The 22,866-nt window shown below is 60.3% G+C and carries 16 protein-coding genes and 1 riboswitch; of the genes, 14 read left to right on the top strand and 2 right to left on the bottom strand.

All coding sequences use genetic code 11. From position 1 onward, the window contains the following. Positions 1 to 367: 367 nt before the first annotated feature. The 5 genes from AC3IT9_RS22475 (at position 368) to argR (ending at position 4,646) form a co-directional block, all read left to right on the top strand. Positions 368 to 1,141, top strand: a complete 774-nt coding sequence (locus tag AC3IT9_RS22475) for an ABC transporter substrate-binding protein (RefSeq protein WP_150756318.1) — start codon at positions 368 to 370, stop codon at positions 1,139 to 1,141. 90 nt (positions 1,142 to 1,231) lie between these two features. Continuing rightward, positions 1,232 to 1,921, top strand: coding sequence for an ABC transporter permease (locus AC3IT9_RS22470; RefSeq protein WP_150726078.1), 690 nt, complete (start codon positions 1,232 to 1,234; stop codon positions 1,919 to 1,921). Beyond that, positions 1,918 to 2,616 (top strand): ABC transporter permease, encoded by a 699-nt coding sequence (locus AC3IT9_RS22465; RefSeq protein WP_150756319.1) that lies wholly within the window; start codon positions 1,918 to 1,920, stop codon positions 2,614 to 2,616. Before AC3IT9_RS22470 ends, AC3IT9_RS22465 begins: the two co-directional genes overlap by 4 nt. A gap of 37 nt (positions 2,617 to 2,653) precedes the next feature. Beyond that, a complete protein-coding gene (locus AC3IT9_RS22460) occupies positions 2,654 to 3,418 on the top strand; it encodes an ABC transporter ATP-binding protein (RefSeq protein WP_056724137.1) in 765 nt (254 codons plus the stop codon). A gap of 247 nt (positions 3,419 to 3,665) precedes the next feature. Then, positions 3,666 to 4,646, top strand: a complete 981-nt coding sequence (gene argR, locus AC3IT9_RS22455) for a transcriptional regulator ArgR (protein ID WP_046042318.1) — start codon at positions 3,666 to 3,668, stop codon at positions 4,644 to 4,646. Positions 4,647 to 4,663: 17 nt separating this feature from the next. On the opposite strand, the gene AC3IT9_RS22450 is transcribed toward argR, so the two are convergent. Further along, on the bottom strand, positions 4,664 to 9,694 hold the full coding sequence (locus AC3IT9_RS22450; protein ID WP_489271053.1) for a dermonecrotic toxin domain-containing protein: 5,031 nt from the start codon (positions 9,692 to 9,694) through the stop codon (positions 4,664 to 4,666). Between the two features lie 309 nt (positions 9,695 to 10,003). On the opposite strand from AC3IT9_RS22450, the gene AC3IT9_RS22445 reads away from it, so the two are divergent. From AC3IT9_RS22445 to astE, 7 genes are all read left to right on the top strand, one after another. Next, complete coding sequence (locus tag AC3IT9_RS22445) at positions 10,004 to 11,224, top strand: aspartate aminotransferase family protein (protein ID WP_150756321.1); 1,221 nt, start codon at positions 10,004 to 10,006, stop codon at positions 11,222 to 11,224. A 199-nt stretch (positions 11,225 to 11,423) separates the two neighbouring features. After that, positions 11,424 to 12,443 carry an arginine/ornithine succinyltransferase subunit alpha gene (aruF, locus tag AC3IT9_RS22440; protein ID WP_046042322.1) on the top strand — a complete coding sequence of 340 codons (1,020 nt, stop codon included), beginning with the start codon at positions 11,424 to 11,426 and terminating at the stop codon, positions 12,441 to 12,443. A 70-nt stretch (positions 12,444 to 12,513) separates the two neighbouring features. Next, a complete protein-coding gene (astA, locus tag AC3IT9_RS22435) occupies positions 12,514 to 13,539 on the top strand; it encodes an arginine N-succinyltransferase (RefSeq protein WP_056724145.1) in 1,026 nt (341 codons plus the stop codon). Next, positions 13,536 to 15,005, top strand: a complete 1,470-nt coding sequence (gene astD, locus AC3IT9_RS22430) for a succinylglutamate-semialdehyde dehydrogenase (protein WP_489273535.1) — start codon at positions 13,536 to 13,538, stop codon at positions 15,003 to 15,005. Before astA ends, astD begins: the two co-directional genes overlap by 4 nt. Positions 15,006 to 15,172: 167 nt before the next feature. Next, entirely contained in the window at positions 15,173 to 16,519 is a 1,347-nt protein-coding gene (astB, locus tag AC3IT9_RS22425) for an N-succinylarginine dihydrolase (RefSeq protein ID WP_353741466.1), read from the top strand. 61 nt (positions 16,520 to 16,580) lie between these two features. Next, entirely contained in the window at positions 16,581 to 16,871 is a 291-nt protein-coding gene (locus tag AC3IT9_RS22420; protein WP_046042326.1) for a hypothetical protein, read from the top strand. A 12-nt stretch (positions 16,872 to 16,883) separates the two neighbouring features. Next, a complete protein-coding gene (astE, locus tag AC3IT9_RS22415) occupies positions 16,884 to 17,894 on the top strand; it encodes a succinylglutamate desuccinylase (protein WP_150726085.1) in 1,011 nt (336 codons plus the stop codon). Positions 17,895 to 18,063: 169 nt separating this feature from the next. On the opposite strand, the gene AC3IT9_RS22410 is transcribed toward astE, so the two are convergent. Then, positions 18,064 to 18,573, bottom strand: coding sequence for a 6,7-dimethyl-8-ribityllumazine synthase (locus tag AC3IT9_RS22410; RefSeq protein ID WP_150756524.1), 510 nt, complete (start codon positions 18,571 to 18,573; stop codon positions 18,064 to 18,066). A 103-nt stretch (positions 18,574 to 18,676) separates the two neighbouring features. Next, a riboswitch (FMN riboswitch) is annotated at positions 18,677 to 18,847 on the bottom strand. Between the two features lie 196 nt (positions 18,848 to 19,043). On the opposite strand from AC3IT9_RS22410, the gene ltaE reads away from it, so the two are divergent. Together ltaE and alaS are read left to right on the top strand one after the other, a co-directional pair. Further along, positions 19,044 to 20,048, top strand: a complete 1,005-nt coding sequence (gene ltaE, locus AC3IT9_RS22405) for a low-specificity L-threonine aldolase (protein ID WP_489271052.1) — start codon at positions 19,044 to 19,046, stop codon at positions 20,046 to 20,048. A 146-nt stretch (positions 20,049 to 20,194) separates the two neighbouring features. Further along, positions 20,195 to 22,816 carry an alanine--tRNA ligase gene (gene alaS, locus AC3IT9_RS22400; RefSeq protein ID WP_353741465.1) on the top strand — a complete coding sequence of 874 codons (2,622 nt, stop codon included), beginning with the start codon at positions 20,195 to 20,197 and terminating at the stop codon, positions 22,814 to 22,816. The last annotated feature ends 50 nt before the right edge of the window (positions 22,817 to 22,866 follow it).

Below are 22,866 nucleotides of genomic sequence, written 5' to 3'. Positions count from 1 at the left end.
TCGGCGTTTAAAAAGCACCCCTGAAAAATAAGACCCCACGCTGCGCTTGCCGGATTAGAAGGGTTTGCCAATAATAGGCCCGCAATTTGCAACACAGATCGGTTCAATGTCTTTTGCTCTTGCATGATTTCGCAGGGCTGTCAACGCGCTAAAACGGCTTTCTCAGTGCTTCTGTAATTAGTTGTCGCATTGAAGAAATATCGGCCTCGGGCCTGTCGTTAGAATGCCGATCACTCGCTCGTCGTTGCTCGTGTTGAAATTTCGCACGCGCAATGTAGGACGCAGCACTGCTTTCCGGTTCCACTCACTCGCATATTGGGCTGTTGCTCACTCTGCCGTTTTTGCCCTTTACCGATGGAGTCCCAAGATGAAGAAACTCGTGCTGCTTGGCGCCCTGGCACTGTCCGTGCTGTCCATGCCAACCTTCGCCGATGAAAAACCTCTGAAAATCGGTATCGAGGCGGCTTACCCTCCGTTCGCTTCCAAAGCGCCGGACGGCAGCATCGTTGGTTTCGACTACGACATCGGCAACGCGCTGTGTGAAGAAATGAAGGTCAAGTGCGTTTGGGTCGAGCAAGAGTTCGACGGCCTGATCCCTGCTCTCAAGGTGCGCAAGATCGACGCGATCCTGTCGTCCATGTCGATCACTGAAGATCGCAAGAAGTCCGTGGACTTCACCAACAAGTACTACAACACCCCGGCTCGCCTGGTCATGAAGGCCGGCACTCAGGTCAGCGAAGGCCTGACCGAGCTCAAGGGCAAGAACATCGGCGTGCAGCGTGGTTCGATCCACGAGCGTTTCGCCCGCGAAGTCCTGGCCCCGCTGGGTGCCGAGATCAAGCCTTACGGTTCGCAGAACGAAATTTACCTCGACGTGGCCGCCGGCCGCCTCGACGGCACCGTGGCAGACGCTACGCTTCTGGATGACGGTTTCCTGAAAACCGACGCCGGTAAAGGTTTCGCCTTTGTCGGCCCTGCGTTCACCGACGTCAAATACTTCGGCGACGGCGTAGGCATCGCGGTGCGTAAGGGTGACGCGCTGAAAGACAAGATCAACACCGCGATCACTGCCATTCGCGAGAACGGCAAGTACAAGCAAATCCAGGACAAGTACTTCGCCTTCGATATCTACGGCAAGTAATACGTCCCAGCGACAAGTCCGAAATGGCGCAAGCAACAGGATCTCTGAGGTTTGCGCCATTTTTTCATCCTACTTTCGAGGACCTGAATCATGTTGAAAGGCTACGGGGCTGTCATCCTCGATGGCGCTTGGCTGACGCTTCAGCTCGCCTTGTCGTCCATGGCCATGGCCATCGTTCTGGGCCTGATCGGCGTGGCACTGCGTCTGTCGCCGGTGCGCTGGCTGGCTTGGCTGGGCGACCTGTATTCCACGGTGATCCGTGGTATTCCCGACCTGGTGCTGATCCTGCTGATTTTCTACGGCGGCCAGGACCTGCTCAACCGCGTCGCACCGCTGCTCGGCTTTGACGATTACATCGACCTGAACCCGTTGGCGGCCGGTATCGGCACCCTGGGTTTCATCTTCGGTGCGTACCTGTCGGAAACTTTCCGTGGCGCCTTCATGGCGATCCCTAAAGGCCAGGCTGAAGCCGGCATGGCTTACGGCATGAGCAGTTTCCAAGTGTTTTTCCGGGTGTTGGTGCCGCAGATGATTCGCCTGGCGATTCCGGGTTTCACCAACAACTGGCTGGTATTGACCAAGGCTACCGCGCTGATTTCGGTGGTGGGTCTGCAAGACATGATGTTCAAGGCCAAGCAGGCGGCCGATGCCACCCGCGAGCCTTTCACCTTCTTCCTCGCAGTAGCCGCGATGTACCTGGTGATCACCAGTGTGTCGTTGCTGGCATTGCGTCACCTTGAGAAGCGCTACTCGGTAGGCGTAAGGGCGGCTGATCTATGATCTTCGACTACAACGTCATTTGGGAGGCCATGCCGCTGTACCTCGGCGGCCTGGTGACCACCCTCAAACTGCTCGCGCTGTCGCTGTTCTTCGGCTTGCTGTGCGCCTTGCCGCTGGGCCTGATGCGCGTCTCGAAGAACGCGGTCGTCAACATGTCGGCCTGGCTCTTCACCTACGTGATCCGCGGTACGCCGATGCTGGTGCAGCTGTTCTTGATCTACTACGGTCTGGCGCAGTTCGAAGCCGTGCGTGAAAGCTTCCTCTGGCCGTGGCTGTCCAGCGCAACGTTCTGTGCGTGCCTGGCGTTCGCGATCAACACCAGCGCCTACACCGCCGAAATCATCGCCGGCAGCCTGCGCGCCACGCCGAACGGCGAGATCGAAGCGGCCAAGGCCATGGGCATGTCGCGGGTCAAGATGTACAAGCGCATCCTGCTGCCGTCGGCCCTGCGCCGCGCGCTGCCGCAGTACAGCAACGAAGTGATCATGATGCTGCAGACCACCAGTCTGGCGTCCATCGTGACCCTGATCGACATCACCGGTGCCGCGCGCACGGTCAACGCCCAGTTCTACCTGCCGTTCGAGGCGTACATCACCGCCGGCGTGTTCTACCTGTGCCTGACCTTCATCCTGGTGAAGCTGTTCAAGATGGCCGAGCGTCGCTGGCTGGGCTACCTGGCCCCGCGCAAGCACTGAATACCACTGACTGACTGTTTTTGTGAGAACCGACAGCATGTACAAACTTGAAGTCCAAGACCTGCATAAACGCTATGGCAGTCACGAAGTGCTCAAGGGCGTGTCCCTGAAAGCGGCAGCCGGCGATGTGATCAGCATCATCGGTTCCAGTGGCTCCGGCAAAAGTACTTTCCTGCGCTGCATCAACCTGCTGGAGCAGCCGCACGCGGGCAAGATCCTGCTCAACAACGAAGAGTTGAAGCTGGTGGCGAACAAGGACGGCGCGCTGAAGGCTGCCGACCCGAAACAGCTGCAACGCATGCGTTCGCGCCTGTCGATGGTGTTCCAGCATTTCAACCTGTGGTCGCACATGACCGCGCTGGAAAACATCATGGAAGCGCCGGTGCATGTGCTGGGCATGTCCAAGGCCGAGGCTCGCGACAAGGCCGAGCACTACCTGAACAAGGTGGGCGTGGCTCATCGCAAGGATGCTTACCCTGGGCACATGTCCGGCGGCGAGCAGCAGCGCGTGGCGATTGCCCGTGCGCTGGCGATGGAACCTGAGGTGATGCTGTTCGACGAACCGACTTCGGCCCTCGACCCGGAGCTGGTTGGCGACGTGTTGAAAGTCATGCAGGCCCTGGCCCAGGAAGGCCGGACCATGGTCGTGGTGACCCACGAAATGGGCTTTGCCCGTGAAGTGTCGAACCAGTTGGTGTTCCTGCACAAAGGTGTAGTCGAAGAAAGCGGCAACCCGCGCGAAGTGCTGGTGAACCCGCAATCCGAACGTTTGCAGCAATTCCTGTCCGGCAGCTTGAAGTAATCAGGACTGCCGTTGTGCACAGGGATAGTGCATGCTTCGCGATTTAGAGGCCGGCCCCGATCCCCTGTGGGAGCGAGCCTGCTCGCGAATGCGGTGTGACATTCAACACAGATGTCGACTGATCTACCGCTTTCGCGAGCAGGCTCGCTCCCACATTCGATCTCTGCTGGTTTTAAGATTTGCGTTCATTTACGGGCTAGCATTGGCCCATGCCTTCATCACTGTTCTCCGCTTCGGATTGCCCACCATGACTGCCCATCGAATTGGTTTCCTGATTTGGCCCAGCACTAAAGCACTGACGCTTGCGCTGGCTGAGGAGGCCTTGCGTGTTGCCCAGCGTGTGCATCCGGACGTGGTTTACGAGCTGTCGTTCCTGCAGGCCGAGCCGCCGGCCGAAAGCGCCTGGCAATTGCCGGGTGAGGCGTGGACCGGCAAGCTCGAAAACTTCCAGAAACTGTTCCTGCTCGCTGACGAGCCACCGACCGCACTGGCGCCGGCACTCAGCAGTGCGCTCAAGCAACTGGTGCGTTCCGGTTGCGTGATCGGCGGTCTGTCGGCCGGGGTTTACCCGCTGGCACAACTGGGCTTGCTCGACGGTTATCGCGCGGCCGTGCATTGGCGCTGGCAGGACGATTTCGCCGAGCGCTTTCCGAAGGTCATCGCCACCAGCCACCTGTTCGACTGGGATCGCGATCGCCTGACCGCGTGCGGCGGCATGTCGGTGCTCGACTTGTTGCTGGCGGTGCTGGCCCGTGATCACGGTGCGGAACTGGCCGGTGCGGTCTCCGAAGAGCTGGTGGTCGAGCGCATCCGCGAGGGCGGCGAACGCCAGCGCATTCCGTTGCAGAACCGCCTCGGTTCCAGCCATCCGAAGCTCACCCAAGCCGTTTTGCTGATGGAAGCCAACATCGAAGAGCCGCTGACCACCGACGAAATCGCCCAGCACGTGTGCGTGTCCCGTCGGCAACTGGAGCGCATCTTCAAGCAATACCTCAACCGTGTGCCGAGCCAGTACTACCTGGAACTGCGCTTGAACAAGGCCCGGCAGATGTTGATGCAAACCAGCAAGTCGATCATCCAGATCGGCCTGTCCTGTGGCTTCTCCTCGGGGCCGCATTTCTCCAGCGCCTATCGCAATTTCTTCGGTGCCACGCCGCGGGAAGATCGCAACCAGCGGCGCAGCAGCAGTCCGTTCGAATTGTCATCGGTGCCGCCGGAGCGCGGTTGATCCGCGCCTGATCCCGATCAATCTTCCGGTTCGGACGCCTCGGAAGTCGACAGCTCCAATTCTGCCCGTTCGATCACTTCCTGAACCCCGAAGTCGACACCGGTCAGCCTGAAATACTCGAGCAGGATTTGCAGGCTTTCTTCAGAGAACGGATTACCCCGCAAGCTGATGCTTTCGGCGACCTCCAGCGGCAGTTCGAGGAGGTCGGCGGGTATCTGGCTGATCGCGTTGCCGCTCAGGTCTACGATTTCCAGGCTCTTGAGCTGCAACAGTCCAGCGGGTAATTCGGTGAGCCCGCAGTTGTCCAGTTGCAGGGTCGCCAGGTCCGTCATCTGGCTGATATCCGGAGCCAGCCCCAGCGGATTGTTTCTCAAGTCGATGAATTCCAGGTGGGCCATCTCGGCCAGGTTCAGGGCCGACTGCGGGGTCAGGGTGATGTGGCAGTCGAGGAGATTGAGCGACTTCAAATCGCTCATTCGGAAGATCGCCTCCGGGATGTCGCCCAGCCTGAAGTCGTTGATGACGAGGGTCTGGAGTTTGGGGAAGCACTCCAGGAACCTCGTGACACCTGTGGTCAGGCCGCTCTCGCTACTGAGGTAAACCAGAGAAACATGGCTGAAATCTGCGCTCAGTGTCGGCAGGTTACCGATAATCCGCGTGTCCAGGCTCAGGTCATAAATTATCGCTTGCTGCGAATCGTTTAAATCATCCAGATCGGTTTCCCGGCGCCAGCAGCGCAATACGGACTCTCTGAATGCGTCCCGCGTCGAATGTTCGATCAGCAGTTGCTGGGCAGTGAACGGTTGATTGCTGTGAGGGTGGACGGCCGGAATATTGCCGGTCCAGGCCGACAGGTCGTTTTCAAGGGTGGTGAGTTCGGCTTCCAGGCGGGTCAATGCGATTCGTCCCTCGTCCAATGTGCCGGGTAACAGGAACACGAATTTGCTGGCGTCCTCCTGGTCCATCATGGGGTACAGCGCTTGCACACGGTGGATATCTGCTTCTTCGGCAAAGATACCGAAGTCCTGGTGGGTCTGCTGGAAGTACTGTTTGAGACGTTCACGGGTTGCGCTTGAAAGTGGATTGTTGCCCAGGTCAAAACCTTCCTGGGTGCTGCGCTGCAATGTGAGCAGGGTGCCGGGTACTTCCTTGATCTGGTTGTCATTGAGCAGGGCGGTGCGCAGGCGCGGACGAGTCAACAAGTCGCGCGGAAGTTCAGTGATGCCTGTCTGCGATAAATCGATGTAATTCAAATAGGGCATGCTGCCGACATCGGGTGTCAGGCCCAAGGGGTTGTTGAACAAGTCCAGAGTGGTCAACCGATGCAGGCCTGAGAGTTCGAGCTGGCTTTCGGGGCTGAGGGTAATCGCGCAATTGCTCAGAACGAGTTCTTCGAGTTGCAGTGAGGAAACGGTGTCCGGCAAGCGGCCAAGGTTGAAGTCGCGCAGTTTCAGGATGCGTAAACCTGTAAAACTGCGCAGAAACTCATGCACGCCTCGCGTGGCACTACTGCCTTCCAGGGTCAGCATTGTGACGCCGCTGAAGTCGGTGCTCAGGGTCGGCAATTGGCCGATGATGGGTTGGAAGAAATTGAAGTTGGTCGTTTCAAGGGCGGTATCGGGAACGGTCCATTGCTGTCGCCAACAGTCGGCCAGATCGATAGTGAATTGACGGCGAACCTGCTGTTGCGCAGCGAACTGCTCGGGCGTGATCCCGATTTGCGTGTCTGGAATGAACAGCGGAATTTCATTGCGCCAGGACGACAGCGTCTCCAGCAGTTGCGCGTGTTGAGCCATGAGCCGACTCAGCTCTGCCCGCGGCCCGTTGGGGTGTTGCTGCAAGCGTTCGACGAAGGCGTCGAGTTCTTCGGCGGATAGATGGGGAAACAGAGTCTGCGCCCGGGTTTGCAAGGTGGGTGTGTTGCCTGGGATTCGACGATACCCGTCACTGCCACCGAGCAAGCGCATCACCTTTGGGTCGTAGGTGGGTTTGGGGTTGGGGTGTTGAATCAGCAGCGCGCGCAATGCATCACGGTTCAAGGCGTGTTGGCGAATCAACTGCTTGAGCCGTTCACCTTCACCGATATTTAGATTCAAGGCGGTGCGTTCACTGTCCGGCATGGCCTGTAGCAGGCAGGTGTAAAGCGAACCCATGCCGCTGAGTTCTTCGCCGTCATGATCGAACGCCTGATACGAGCCTTCTTCTTTGAGTACCAGCACTTTGCGGATAGGTGCGTCGACACTTCCAAGGCTGTCGATCAGGAGGCCCTCATGGGCATACTGGCGGATTTCCAGCCGTAGCTCTGCCGTCCAGCCCGGCAGTTTTTCCAGGGTGTGCAAGGCCAGCCGGTCGGTGTCGAGGTTGTTCTCGGTCGATGGCAAATCAAGCCCCTCGTAGGCGCGTGTCACGCGCACTTGCAATCCGGCCTCTCGGCTCAGCTCGGCCAGGCGAGGGGCAATGATTGCGTTTTTTAGCTGCTGCAGTTCCAGGTCGTTTGCTGTGTCCACAATCGCTTGTGCAACGCTGCGTGGCAGTCCGGGCTCGGCATCCATGACCACTTGTACGGCTGCGCGAGCGTCACGTTCGAGTCTGCGATAACGCTGGTCGAACAGGCTTTGCCGTTTCTGTTCGGCAAGTCGCGAGAGTATCTGGCGCAACCGCTGCGTCCGGTTTTCCAGGCCCGGGGAGGGGTGGCCGAATTCTTCACCCATCAGCGTTCTGGCTTCGCTGTCCGACAGGTTCAGGAGAAAGGTTTTCAGCAGGTCGCCGTCGGTGAGGCGGGCGGCATCGATTTGCACCACGGGTACATCGGGCGCCGGGCTTTGCCAAAGGGTTTGCGCATTTTTGTCGATCAGTCGCAGGCCTTGGTCTGCTGGCCAATAGCCGTTTTCATTGAGCAGTTCCAGCTGTGTCACCGGGTCAGCCTTGAGAAAGTGTTCCGGCTGGTCACTGCCAATCTGATCGATAAAGGTTTGTATGTCCTGATCGATCCTGAAGCGTTTGAGTGTGTCGGCCAATAGCGGTGGCACCTGCCCGGCATTCACGTGCATCTTGCGCAGGACATCTTCGTGGCTGCCGCTGATGTCGAGGATGCGCTCGCGGGTGCTGGCTGGAAACCGCTGCATGTCCGGACCGACACGGTGCAATACGGTGGCCTGGTCCCAGCTCAACGGCTGGTCGAGTTCGGTTTGCCAGGCACCGCTGCCGTTGTGTCGCAGTTGTGGTTTGTAGGCGTCAGGGCGGGAGGGGTGGTCGATGCGGTACTCGCCGGTTAGCGGGTCCTTGCTCACGGCGTAGTGCCTGTTTTCCAGGCGCAGCAGGTTTTTGCCCTGATGCGGGTGCAGCCCAAGCTCATCCGGTTTTGCATCCTTGGGTAATACCGCAGGGTGTTCATAGGCGGTCAGGTCGGGCTGCCAGTAGCGGGTGTCGCCGTCAGGCCGTTTTACCGTATTGAAGCGGTCGATGAATTCAACGATCTCCCGAGGCAATACCGAGCGAAATTCGCCGGCGGCGATCGCACCACCTGCGGCAAAGGTTCCCAGTTGCACCACGGACTCCACTACACCCATCAGGTGCCCGAAGGCCTCGCGACTCTGCCCTTCGGCCCAGTCGACCACGCTTTCGAAGGTTTCGTCGAGCAACTGGTAGGCCATGTAGCCCAGCATCAGTTCGCCGAGAAACGGCACGAATGGCAGTGCCACGAAAGCGGCGATGTTCAGCAGTGTCGAGGCAATTTCCGTGAAGGAATCCCACAGTGCCCAACGGGCTTTCTGGTCGACCGTTGCAGTGGACACCGCGATCACCCGCGCATCGTTGAGGATCTTGTTGAGCTTGCTCTGGTAGAGGTGAGTCCACAGTTCTGCTGTGACAGGCGTTGCTACGATCTTCAGATCTGCGCGCGGGTTGGGCTGTTCCCGCCAGGTCGGACGAGAATCGCCTGGCTGGACCGGTTGCCAGGTGATCGGGGCAAGCAGCTGGTTCAGCTGTGCGAAAAAGTGACCGCGATCCTCATGGTTAATGAAGCGGCTGAAAAACTGTTGATAGGCGGGGTCGCGAAGGCGCTGGCCCAGTTCCTCGGCGAAGGCTGCGGACGAGGGGTATTCCTTGATCGGCTGTTCGGGGTCGCCCGGTATATAAGCCACCACGCGAACCACTTCCCGGGCGCGCTCCAGGTCCGGGGCAAACAGCAGGATGCCGGTGAGGCTCGCGTTGAGGAACGTCAGGTCATGACAGCGCCATGGCTGCTTGTGCAGGCGCAGATGCGGCAGGTTGTCGAGCAGGCCGAGAATCAGGCTGTGGGTGTCGCTGCCCAGGAGTTTTTGCATCTGCGCCAGGTGCAAGGCAGCGGTGAGTGCGGTTTTCTGGCTGTCGCGGATTTTCGGTTGCAGGAGCGCCGCAGCCACCGGGTTGCTGATGCCCAGATTGTCTTCCAGATAGGTTTTATAGCGCTGGCCAATGTCCAGCTCCCGGCACATGCCGGTAAATACCGTGACAGGCATTTTTTCCAGGATCAGCGGCAAGGTCAGGAATTGCCCGTTGGAAGACGGCGCGGTGATGTACGTCGAGGCAGGCTCGAAGGCATCGAAGCGGGTCTCGGCACTTTCGAAATTGTGCAGCGCAGCGTCCAGCAGCGATACCGTCCAGGTGCGCGCAGCGCCTGACTTCAGCCGTAACCACGGCAGGTGATCAGGTAGGTAGAGGCGCAAAAACGTTTCGCGCACATTCAAATCCAGACCGAAGCGGCGCTTGAGTTCGGCCATGAGCAACGGTTCGGCGAAGTCCGCGGGGTTCTGCAGGTTGGCCAGCGCCTTGTCGACCTGGTTCTGGCTGGAGACCTGTCGGGCGATCAACCGGGCGAGTTCGGTGTGGTGATGTTTCGACGAGGCCCTTAGCCCGGCGGGCAGGGCGGGGGTGATGTTGCGCAGCGCCCCACGTCTGTGCGGCGCCGCCTGACGGAGCCAGGAGGGGATGACATTCTGCAGATGCTGGAAATGAGCGTCCGGCCTGAAAGCGTCGGAGGCAATAGTGGTAGTAGATTCGGTAATCATCGGGTCAGTGGCCGTTGGCTTTGAAAGGCCACTAGGAAAACCCGCGAAGCTGGACGCTGTGCGGTACATATTTACCGCACTCGGACCATTGGCAAGCGTTACAACGCAGCAAGCCTGCCGCAAACGCCCGCCGCCAGTTAAACTGCGCCTTTGCGACCCTATATGTCGCATTGCCGTAAACCCGGGAAAATCCGGGGTTTGCGCTATAAGAAGTTGTCGCTTGGCGGCAAGGCCGGGCTGAAAACTGTCCTTACAATCCTCACCAAGCTCGCCAGTTTCAGGCGAGTGTTTTCTCTTCAGGAGACTCCGATGTCCGTTGAGCACGCTGCGGTACAACGCGCCGATTTCGATCAGGTAATGGTTCCCAACTATGCGCCTGCCGCATTCATTCCTGTGCGTGGCGCCGGTTCCCGCGTTTGGGACCAGTCCGGTCGCGAGCTGATCGACTTCGCCGGCGGGATTGCCGTCAACGTATTGGGTCACGCGCATCCGGCGCTGGTCGGTGCCTTGACCGAGCAGGCGAACAAGCTGTGGCACGTGTCCAACGTGTTCACCAATGAGCCGGCCCTGCGCCTGGCCCACAAGTTGGTCGACGCCACCTTTGCCGACCGCGCCTTCTTCTGCAACTCCGGCGCCGAAGCCAACGAGGCCGCCTTCAAGCTGGCCCGTCGTGTCGGTTTCGACCGTTTCGGTAGCGAGAAGTACGAGATCATCGCCGCGCTCAACAGCTTCCACGGCCGTACCCTGTTCACCGTGAACGTCGGTGGCCAGTCGAAGTACTCCGACGGTTTCGGCCCGAAAATCACCGGCATCTCCCACGTGCCGTACAACGATCTGGCCGCGCTGAAAGCCGCCATTTCCGACAAGACTTGCGCCGTGGTGCTGGAGCCGATCCAGGGCGAAAGCGGTGTGATCCCGGCTGAACTGGAATACCTGCAAGGTGCCCGCGAGCTCTGCACTGCGCACAACGCGCTGCTGATTTTCGACGAAGTGCAAACCGGCATGGGCCGTACCGGCCATCTGTTCGCCTACCAGCATTACGGCGTGATCCCGGACATCCTGACCAGCGCCAAGAGCCTGGGCGGTGGTTTCCCGATCGCAGCCATGCTGACCACCGAAGACCTGGCCAAGCACCTGGTTGTCGGCACCCACGGCACCACTTACGGCGGCAACCCGCTGGCGTGCGCTGTCGCGGAAGCCGTGATCGACGTGATCAACACCCCTGAGGTGCTGGCCGGCGTCAACGCCAAGCACGACAAGTTCAAGGCCCGCCTTGAGCAGATCGGCGAAAAGTACGGCCTGTTCACCAAGGTTCGTGGCATGGGCCTGTTGATCGGTTGCGTCTTGAGCGATGCCTGGAAAGGCAAGGCCAAGGACATCTTCAACGCCGCTGAGCAAGAAGGCCTGATGGTCCTGCAAGCCGGCCCGGACGTGGTGCGTTTCGCCCCGAGCCTGGTGGTGGAAGACGCCGATATCGATGCCGGTCTGGACCGCTTCGAACGTGCCGCAGCAAAACTGACGCAAGCCTGATAGACCCTTCGACGCCTGAGTTTCAGGCGTCGAACCCAATTTTGATGCCGGGCTTGTTCCATTGTGGGAGCGAGCCTGCTCGCGAAGAGGGCGTGTCAGTCAACATCTCTGCTGACTGATACACCGCTTTCGCGAGCAGGCTCGCTCCCACAGTGTCCGGCGTTTTTTCTGTGAATTTTTAAGAGAAAGGAGTGACACCATGCTGGTGATGCGCCCCGCGCAAATGGCTGATCTGGGCGAGGTACAGCGTCTGGCTGCGGACAGTCCGATTGGTGTCACTTCCTTGCCGGATGACGTTGAGCGCCTGAGCGACAAGATCGCGGCAAGCGAAGCCTCGTTCGCCGCCGAAGTGAGTTTCAACGGTGAGGAAAGCTATTTCTTCGTCCTCGAAGACTCCGCTACCGGCAAGCTGGTCGGTTGCTCGGCCATCGTGGCATCGGCCGGTTACTCCGAGCCGTTCTACAGCTTCCGCAACGAAACCTTCGTGCACGCTTCCCGCGAGTTGAAGATTCACAACAAGATCCACGTGCTCTCGCAGTGCCATGACCTGACCGGCAACAGCTTGCTGACCAGCTTCTATGTGCAGCGCGAGCTGGTGGGATCGCCGTGGTCGGAGCTCAACTCCCGTGGCCGTTTGCTGTTCGTGGCCAGCCATCCGGAGCGTTTTGCCGATTCCGTAGTGACCGAGATCGTTGGTTACAGCGATGAAAACGGCGACTCGCCATTCTGGGATGCCATCGGTCGCAACTTCTTCGACCTCAACTACGCCGAAGCCGAACGTCTGTGCGGGCTGAAAAGCCGTACGTTCCTCGCCGAACTGATGCCGCATTACCCGATCTACGTGCCATTGCTGCCGGACTCCGCGCAAGAAGCCATGGGCCAGGTACACCCGCGGGCGCAGATCACCTTCGACATCCTGATGCGCGAAGGCTTCGAGACCGATCACTACATCGACATTTTCGATGGTGGCCCGACCCTGCATGCCCGTGTCTCGGGGATCCGTTCGATCGCCCAGAGCCGTGTGGTGCCGGTGAAGATCGGCGAGCCGGTCAAAGGCGTCGGTCGCCAGTATCTGGTGGCCAATGCCCAGTTGCAGGACTACCGCGCAGTGATGCTTGAGCTCGATTACGCGCCAGGCAAACCCGTGACCCTGGACCTGGAAGCGGCCGAAGCCCTGGGCGTCGGCGAGGGTGCCAGCGTGCGCCTGGTGGCGGTTTAACGTCGCAATTGATGCCTAGAAAGCAGCGAAGTTTCACGGGTGGCGCAAGCGGCCCGTTTGAGGAGATAGCATGATCGTTCGTCCCGTACGCAGCAGCGATTTACCCGCTCTGATCGACCTGGCCCGCAGCACCGGCACCGGCCTGACCACCTTGCCGGCCAACGAAGAGCGGCTGGCCCATCGGGTCGGCTGGGCCGAGAAGACCTTTCGCGGCGAAGCCGGGCGGGGCGATGCGGACTACCTGTTCGTGCTCGAAGATGACGACGGTCGCGTGGTGGGTATTTCCGCCATTGCCGGCGCCGTCGGCCTGCGTGAGCCCTGGTACAACTTCCGGGTCGGTCTGACGGTCAGCGCTTCGCAAGAGCTGAACATCTATCGCGAAATCCCGACGCTGTTCCTGGCCAACGACCTGACCGGCAACTCCGAGCTGTGCTCGCTGTTCCTGCACGCCGATTACCGTACCGGCCTCAACGGCCGCATGCTGTCCAAGGCGCGGATGCTGTTCATCGCCGAATTCCCGCAACTGTTCGGCAACAAGATCATTGCCGAAATGCGCGGTGTTTCCGACGAGGCCGGGCGCTCGCCGTTCTGGGAAAGCCTGGGCCGGCACTTCTTCAAGATGGAATTCAGCCAGGCGGATTACCTGACCGGCGTGGGCAACAAGGCGTTCATCGCCGAACTGATGCCAAAATTCCCGCTGTACACCTGCTTCCTGTCGCCGGATGCGCGCAACGTCATCGGTCAGGTTCACCCGGACACCGAGCCGGCGCTGGCCATGCTCAAGAGCGAAGGTTTCAGCTACCAGGGCTACGTCGACATTTTCGACGCGGGTCCTGCGATCGAGTGCGAAACCGGCAAGATCCGCGCCGTGCGCGACAGCCAGGCGCTGGTGCTGGCCGTCGGCACACCGGGTGACGATGCCACGCCATTCATCATTCACAACCGCAAGCGCGAGGACTGCCGGATCACTGCTGCGCCGGCACGTCTGGCCGCCGGCACCCTGGTGGTCGATCCGCAGACCGCCAAACGTCTTCAACTCAACGCGGGCGATCAAGTACGCGCCGTGGCGTTGTCCGCAGCTCGGGAGTCGAAATAATGAAGTCGCTTTACATCGCAGGTGAATGGCTGGCAGGTGGGGGCGAAGTCTTCGAGTCGCTGAACCCGGTGACCCAGCAAGTGCTGTGGTCCGGTGCCGGTGCCACCGCCGCTCAGGTCGAGTCGGCCGTGCAAGCTGCGCGTCAGGCGTTCCCGGGCTGGGCGCGGCGTACCCTGGAAGAGCGTATCTCGGTGCTGGAAGCCTTTGCCGCCTCGCTGAAGAATCACGCTGACGAACTGGCCCGTACCATCGGCGAAGAAACCGGCAAACCCCTGTGGGAAGCGGCGACCGAAGTCACCAGCATGGTCAACAAGATTGCCATCTCGGTGCAGAGCTACCGCGAACGTACCGGCGAGAAGAGCGGCCCGCTGGGCGACGCCACCGCCGTACTGCGCCACAAACCCCACGGTGTAGTCGCGGTGTTTGGTCCCTACAACTTCCCGGGTCACCTGCCGAACGGCCACATCGTGCCGGCACTGCTGGCTGGTAACAGCGTACTGTTCAAGCCAAGCGAACTGACACCGAAAGTCGCCGAGTTGACGGTCAAGTGCTGGATCGAGGCTGGCCTGCCGGCCGGCGTATTGAACCTGCTGCAAGGCGCTCGCGAAACCGGCATCGCCCTGGCGGCGAACCCGGGCATCGACGGGCTGTTCTTCACCGGTTCCAGCCGTACCGGCAATCACCTGCACCAGCAATTCGCCGGTCGTCCGGACAAGATCCTCGCGCTGGAGATGGGCGGTAACAACCCGCTGGTGGTCGATCAGGTCGCCGACCTCGATGCCGCGGTTTACACGATCATTCAGTCGGCGTTCATTTCCGCCGGCCAGCGTTGCACCTGTGCCCGTCGCTTGCTGGTGCCGCAAGGCGCCTGGGGTGACACGTTGCTGGCGCGCCTGGTAGCGGTCAGCTCGACCATTGAGGTCGGTGCTTTCGATCAGCAACCGGCGCCATTCATGGGCTCGGTGGTTTCCCTCGGCGCTGCGAAAGCGTTGATGGATGCGCAAGAACATCTGCTGGCCAACGGCGCCGTGGCGCTGCTGGAAATGACTCAGCCTCAGGCTCAATCGGCCTTGCTGACCCCGGGCATCCTGGACGTGTCCGCCGTCGCCGATCGTCCTGACGAAGAACTGTTCGGCCCGTTGCTGCAAGTGATCCGCTACGCTGATTTTGCAGCGGCGATCGCTGAAGCCAACGACACCGCCTACGGTCTGGCCGCCGGCCTGCTGTCGGACTCCGAAGCGCGTTATCAGCAATTCTGGCTGGAAAGCCGTGCCGGTATCGTCAACTGGAACAAGCAACTGACCGGTGCCGCAAGCAGCGCGCCATTCGGCGGCGTCGGCGCCTCGGGCAACCACCGCGCCAGCGCCTACTACGCGGCGGATTACTGCGCGTACCCGGTGGCCTCGCTGGAAACGCCGAGCCTGGTGATGCCTGCCACCCTGACGCCTGGCGTGAAGATGGCGTAACGCCCATTCGCGGGCAAGCCCGCTCCCACAAGGACTGCGTCGAACACAAAATTTGTGAACACTGCTGAACCTGTGGGAGCGGGCTTGCCCGCGAAGGCCGCGACTCGGTCGCACTGAACAGTTAGTTACTGAAGCCTATAACAACAGATTCTCGTGGAGCCTCGCTGATGAAATCCTATGAAGTCAATTTTGACGGTCTAGTGGGGCCGACCCATAACTACGGCGGCCTGTCCTACGGCAACGTCGCGTCCCAGAGCAACAGCCAGCAGTCTTCCAACCCCAAGGAAGCGGCGCTGCAAGGCCTGGCAAAGATGAAAGCGCTGATGGAGATGGGTTTCCAGCAAGGCGTACTGGCACCGCAAGAGCGCCCGGATGTGGCCGCACTGCGTCGCCTGGGCTTTGGCGGCACCGACGCTGAAGTGATCGAGCGCGCTGCCAAAGAAGCGATGCCGCTGCTGGTGGCCAGTTGCTCGGCCTCGAGCATGTGGGTGGCCAACGCCGCTACCGTCAGCCCGAGCGCCGACACGGCCGATGGCCGCGTGCATTTCACCGCCGCCAACCTCAACTGCAAATACCACCGCAGCATCGAACACCCGACCACCAGCCGCGTGCTGGGGGCGATGTTCGCTGACCAGAAACACTTCGCCCACCACGCTGCCTTGCCGGCCGTGGCGCAGTTCGGTGACGAAGGCGCGGCCAACCACACGCGTTTCTGCCGTGAATACGGCGGAGCCGGTGTCGAGTTCTTCGTGTTCGGTCGCAGCGCGTTCGACACCCGCTACCCGGCACCGCAGAAGTACCCGGCGCGCCAGACCCTCGAAGCGTCCCAGGCCGTTGCCCGTTTGCATGGCTTGAGCGATGACGGCGTGGTCTACGCCCAGCAGAACCCGTCGGTGATCGACCAGGGCGTGTTCCATAACGACGTGATCGCCGTGGGTAATGGTGAAGTGCTGTTCTATCACGAGGACGCGTTCCTCGAGACCGAGAAGATGCTCGCTGAATTGCAGAGCAAACTCGCCAAAGTCGGTGGGAAATTTCAGTCAGTCTGCGTACCGCGTTCCGCAGTAAGCGTGGAAGACGCCGTTCGTTCCTACCTGTTCAATAGCCAGCTGCTGTCGCGTCCTGACGGCTCCATGCTGTTGATCGTGCCGGAAGAATGCCGTGGCAACGAGCGTGTCTGGCAATACTTGCAGGGTTTGACCAGCTCCGGCGGCCTGATCCGTGAAGTGAAAGTCTTCGATCTCAAGCAAAGCATGCAGAACGGTGGTGGCCCGGCTTGCCTGCGGTTGCGCGTCGCACTCAACGAAACCGAACTGGCGGCCGTCAACCCAGGGGTTATCATGACGGCACCGTTGTACGGCACACTGACCGAATGGGTCGAGAAGCACTACCGCGACCGCATGACCGAAAACGATCTGGCGGACCCGCAATTGCTGCTTGAGTGCCGGACGGCACTGGATGAACTGACGCAAATCCTTAAACTGGGCGCGGTTTATCCATTCCAGATCAATTGATCGACGGCGCGCCGCCTTCTACGGCAGCGCGCTGCTTCAACTCAAACGAGAGCGTAAACACATGAGCGATACCCTGCAGCTGATCCTTGAAGACACCGACGGCACGCAACTGGAGACCTCCTGCACCCGCGTCGCGGTCCTGTGGCAAGGCAAAGAGCTGTGGATCCAGCAGGACGGCCGTGGCCAGTTGCTGATCGGCGTGGACGTCGAAGAAGGCGACGCCGAATACGCAAACCTGCTGTTGCGCCCATTGGCGACTAATCTGGTAAGTCTGCAGCTGGAGATGGAACCGGCTGAACTCGGCGACGACGAGGATCACGTTCACGGCCCGGATTGCAATCACGACCACTAAGGAAACCGCTCTATGCTCGCCCTCGGCAAACTGCTTGAACTGACCCTCGCCGGCCGCGAACCGGCGGAGAAGACTCAACTGACTGTCGAAGGCGTGCGCATGCGCTGGTTGAGCGAAGGTGCGCTGGAAGTCCGGCCACCTGAAGCGCGTGACAATGGCCTGGACCTGCTGCTGTCGGCGGGGATCCATGGCAACGAAACAGCGCCGATCGAGTTGCTCGATCGCCTGTTGCACGACATTGCCCGCGGCGACTTGAAGCCGCGCGCACGTATTCTGTTTCTGTTCGGTAACCCGGAAGCGATTCGCAAAGGCGAGCGTTTTGTCGAGCAGGACGTCAATCGGCTGTTCAATGGCCGTCACGAACAAAGCAGCGGTTGCGAAGCCCTGCGCGCCTGTGAATTGGAGCGTTTGGCAGCGAGTTTCTTCAGCCTCCCGGACCGTCAGCGCCTGCATTACGACCTGCACACGGCGATTCGTGGCTCGAAAATCGAGCAGTTCGCCCTGTATCCGTGGAAAGAAGACCGCCAGCATTCGCGTCAGGAACTGGCGCGTCTGCGTGCTGCCGGCATGGAAGCGGTGTTGTTGCAGAACAAACCTTCCATCGTGTTCAGCGCATACACCTACGACAAACTGGGGGCCGAGGCCTTCACTCTGGAGTTGGGCAAGGCACGGCCGTTCGGTCAGAACGACGGGGTCAATGTCTCGCTGCTGGAGAAGCGTCTCAAGCAAATCATCGAGGGCACCGAGCCGGAGCTGACTGAAGAGGCTCTGGACGGTTTGCAGCTGTACAGCGTGGCGCGGGAAATCATCAAGCACAGCGACAGCTTCCGCCTGAACCTGCCGGCGGACATCGAGAACTTTTCGGAGCTGGAAGTGGGTTACCTGCTGGCAGAAGACATCGCCAACACCCGCTGGATCATCGAGGAGGAGGGCGCCCGGATCATCTTCCCGAACCCCAAGGTGAAGAACGGTTTGCGTGCCGGCATCCTGGTCGTGCCGACCACCGACGAAAACCTGGCTTAAATCCAACACAAAACCCTTGTGGGAAAACCCTGTGGGAGCGAGCTTGCTCGCGATAGCGGACTTTCAGTCGATGAATTTGTTGACTGAAACACCGCCATCGCGAGCAAGCTCGCTCCCACAGTTGATTTGGGTGAAACCAAAGATTTCACCCAAATCACGAGTTCGGTGATTACACGGCTACCGCACGCGGCTCACTGCGACGCAGCGAGCGGATCTTCATCAGCGTATCCGCACAAGTCTTCGCCGCTTCCTGGCCTTTATGCAGGAAATGCTCGAAGAAGAACTTCTGGTGCTCTTCACCGGCATGGAAGTGGTGCGGGGTCAGGGACACCGAGAACACCGGCACTTCGGTTTCCAGTTGCACCTGCATCAGGCCGCTGACCACCGACTGGGCGACGAACTCGTGACGGTAGATGCCGCCGTCCACCACCAGGGCTGCCGCGACGATGCCGGAATAACGACCGGTCTTGGCCAGCAACTTGGCGTGCAGGGGCATTTCAAAGGCACCGCCGACTTCGAAGAAGTCGATGTCGGACTCCTGATAACCCTGGGCGATCATTTCGGCGACGAAGCCTTTGCGGCTCTGGTCGACAATATCTTTGTGCCAGCAGGCCTGGATGAACGCAACGCGCTCGCCGTGATGGTGTTTGCTTTTGCTGTCGATTGCGGTGGGTTGCATGTTCTGACTCCTGTTTGTGTGAAAAACAGGGCGTTATGAATCGAAGGGGATCTGAGGGTGCGCACGCTTGCACGAATGCCGGCGGACGGCCCTTTGTTGTCAATCCCGTTCTCTCTTCATCCGGACTATGACCGTCGGCCCCGGAATCACACCGGGTCTGCTGACCTTGCTGCCAGGCACCGCCGAAGCCGTGCTGTCACCAAGCGCTCGCGGGCTATGCGCATTGCGCGCAATTACCGCCGGTGGGGAGTTGCACCCCGCCCTGAGAACGTTTTTGCCGCCCAAATGTTTGGCGGCGCAGCGTTTTTATCACATATTTGCGGTATGCGCATGACCCCTTTTGGATGATTGTCATCGACTTTTCCGTTGGTTTAATCGGCCTTTTCCTACGCAAGGGTTGATTAATCGTCGCCATGCCCGCAGTAATTCTTTCCTGAAAGGGATTTCCCCTGCTTACCGAGGCCAGATTCATGAGTGTTATCGATCTTCGCAGCGACACCGTCACCCAACCTTGCGCCGGCATGCTCGACGCAATGACCAAGGCCGCCACCGGCGATGACGTGTATGGCGAAGATCCGACGGTCAATCACCTGGAAGCCGAACTGGCCAGGCGCCTGGGTTTTGCCGCGGCACTGTTCGTACCGACCGGCACCATGAGCAACCTGCTGGGGTTGATGGCCCATTGCGAGCGCGGTGACGAGTACATCGTCGGCCAGCAGGCCCACACTTATAAGTACGAAGGGGGTGGCGCGGCGGTGCTTGGCTCGATCCAGCCGCAACCGCTGGAGGTGCAGGCCGATGGTTCGCTGGACCTGGCGCAGGTTGCCGCCGCGATCAAGCCGGACGACTTCCATTTCGCCCGCACGCGCTTGCTGGCGCTGGAAAACACCATGCAAGGCAAAGTCCTGCCGTTGGAGTACCTGGCGCGGGCGCGCAACTTTACCCGCGAGCATGGCTTGCAACTGCACCTGGACGGCGCACGCCTCTACAACGCGGCAGTGAAGCTGGGTGTCGATGCCCGGGAAATCACCCAACATTTCGATTCCGTCTCGGTGTGCCTGTCCAAAGGCCTGGGCGCACCGGTCGGTTCGGTGCTGTGCGGCTCGGTCGAACTGATCGGCAAGGCAAGGCGCCTGCGCAAGATGGTCGGTGGCGGCATGCGTCAGGCCGGGATTCTGGCGGCGGCAGGCCTGTATGCGCTCGATCACAACGTAGAGCGCCTGGCCGACGACCACGCCAACGCGCAATACCTGGCCGAAGGCCTGCGTGCGGCAGGCTTCGAGGTCGAGCCGGTGCAGACCAACATGGTTTACGTGCAGATGGGCAACCAGGCCGAGGCCATCAAGGCCTTTGCCGCCGAGCGCGGGATCAAGCTCAGTGCAGCCGCGCGTCTGCGCATGGTCACGCACATGGACGTCAGCCGTGCGCAAATCGAGCAAGTCGTCGCGACATTCGTCGGCTTTTCGCGCAAGTGATAGCGTTAGCGCTCCAATTGAGCGTTTCTATCGTATAAACACGCTGTACCCCGCGCGCAGGGCCGATATAATGCGGCCCTTTGCCGTCGCTTCGTCTGTTGACGTTTCGAACAGGCCTTTGGCCGCAGCCTCCGTGGAAGAACCTAATGAAAAGCGCAGAAATCCGTGAAGCCTTCCTTCGCTTCTTCGAAGAGCAAGGCCACACCCGTGTAGCCTCCAGCTCTTTGATTCCGGGCAACGACCCAACCCTGCTGTTCACTAACGCGGGGATGAACCAGTTCAAGGACTGCTTCCTGGGCCAGGAAAAGCGCGCGTACACCCGCGCCGTCAGCAGCCAGAAATGCGTGCGCGCCGGCGGCAAGCACAACGACCTGGAAAACGTCGGTTATACCGCTCGTCACCACACCTTCTTCGAAATGCTGGGTAACTTCAGCTTCGGCGACTACTTCAAGCGTGACGCCATCACCTATGCCTGGAACTTCCTGACGTCCGACAAGTGGCTGAACCTGCCCAAGGAAAAGCTCTGGGTCACCGTCTACGCCAGCGATGACGAGGCGTACGACATCTGGACCAAGGAAATCGGGGTTCCGGCCGAGCGCATGGTGCGCATCGGCGACAACAAGGGCGCGCCGTACGCCTCTGACAACTTCTGGACCATGGGCGATACCGGCCCGTGCGGTCCTTGCACCGAGATTTTCTACGATCACGGCGCCGACATCTGGGGTGGCCCACCGGGCTCGCCGGAAGAAGACGGCGACCGTTACATCGAAATCTGGAACAACGTGTTCATGCAGTTCAACCGCACCGCCGATGGCGTGTTGCACCCGCTGCCAGCGCCGTCGGTCGATACCGGCATGGGCCTGGAGCGGATCAGTGCCGTGCTGCAGCACGTTCACTCGAACTATGAAGTCGACCTGTTCCAGAGCCTGCTGAGCGCTTCGGCCAAGGCCATCGGCTGCACCAACGACGCCCAGGCTTCGCTGAAAGTCGTGGCTGACCACATCCGTTCCTGCGGCTTCCTGATCGCCGACGGCGTGCTGCCGTCCAACGAAGGCCGCGGCTACGTGCTGCGCCGGATCATCCGTCGCGCCTGCCGTCACGGTAACAAGCTGGGTGCCAAGGGCAGCTTCTTCTACCAGATCGTCGCGGCCCTGGTTGCCGAGATGGGCGAGGCGTTCCCGGAGCTGAAATCCCAGCAGGCGCACATCGAGCGCGTGTTGAAGGCCGAAGAAGAGCAATTCGCCAAGACCCTGGAGCAAGGCCTGAAAATCCTCGAGCAGGATCTGGCTGAACTCAAGGGCGACGTGGTGCCGGGCGACGTGGTGTTCAAACTCTACGACACCTATGGCTTCCCGATGGACCTGACCGGCGACATCGCTCGCGAGCGCAGCCTGACCATCGACGAAGAAGGTTTCGAGCGTGAAATGGAGGCCCAGCGCGTTCGTGCCCGTTCCGCCAGCTCCTTCGGCATGGACTACAACAGCCTGGTCAAGGTTGACGTGGCCACCGAGTTCACCGGTTACATCGCTCACAGCGGTTCCGCCAAAATCGTTGCGCTGTATAAAGATGGCCAGTCAGTCGACGTATTGAGCGAAGGCGATGAGGGCGTGATCGTTCTCGACAAGACGCCGTTCTACGCCGAGTCCGGTGGCCAGGTCGGTGATTGCGGTTACTTGCAGGCGGGCAGCGCGCGTTTCGACGTGCGTGACACCACCAAGACCGGCGGTGCATTCCTGCACCACGGTATCCTGGATTCGGGTAGCCTGATCGTCGGTACGCCGGTCGAGACCCACGTTGATGCCGAGGTGCGTCACGCCACGTCGTTGAACCACTCCGCGACTCACTTGCTGCACGCAGCATTGCGCCAGGTGCTGGGCGATCACGTTCAGCAGAAAGGCTCGTTGGTCGACAGTCAGCGCCTGCGCTTCGACTTCAGCCACTTCGAAGCCATCAAGCCTGAACAGCTGAAAGCGCTGGAAGACATCGTCAACGCCGAGATTCGCAAGAACTCCGAAGTTGAAACCGAAGAAACCGATATCGAAACCGCCAAGCAGAAAGGCGCCATGGCGCTGTTCGGCGAAAAATACGGCGACAACGTGCGCGTGCTGAGCATGGGCGATTTCTCCGTCGAGCTGTGCGGCGGTATCCATGCCAACCGTACCGGCGACATCGGCCTGCTGAAAATCATCAGCGAAGGCGGTGTGGCATCGGGTGTGCGTCGTATCGAAGCCGTCACCGGTGCGCAAGCGCTGGCCTACTTGAACGCGGCGGAAGAACAACTCAAGGAAGCGGCCAGCCTGGTCAAGGGCAGCCGCGACAACCTGATCGACAAGCTGTCGGCTGTGCTGGAGCGCAACCGTCTGCTGGAGAAGCAACTCGAGCAGTTGCAAGCCAAGGCTGCCAGTGCCGCGGGCGACGATCTGTCGGCCCAGGCGCTGGACGTCAAGGACGTGAAAGTGCTGGCCGTGCGTCTGGACGGTCAGGATGGCAAGGCGCTGCTGGCGCTGGTCGATCAACTGAAAAACAAACTCGGCCGCGCAGTGATCCTGCTCGGCAGTGTCCATGAGGAAAAGGTCGTTCTGGTTGCAGGCGTAACCAAAGACCTGACTGGCCAACTCAAAGCCGGTGATTTGATGAAGCAAGCCGCTGCGGCAGTGGGCGGGAAGGGTGGTGGTCGTCCAGACATGGCGCAAGGCGGCGGTACTGACGCTGGCGCACTGGATGCGGCACTGGCCCTGACCGTTCCGTTTGTAGAGCAGGGTCTATAAGGCAGTACTTGCGGCCCGCAGTCTAGTGGTGGGCCGCAACGCTGTTTGAG

The sequence above is a fragment of the Pseudomonas sp. KH_046_1 genome, from assembly GCF_057839025.1.
This window is presented reverse-complemented; position numbering and strand designations above follow the sequence as displayed.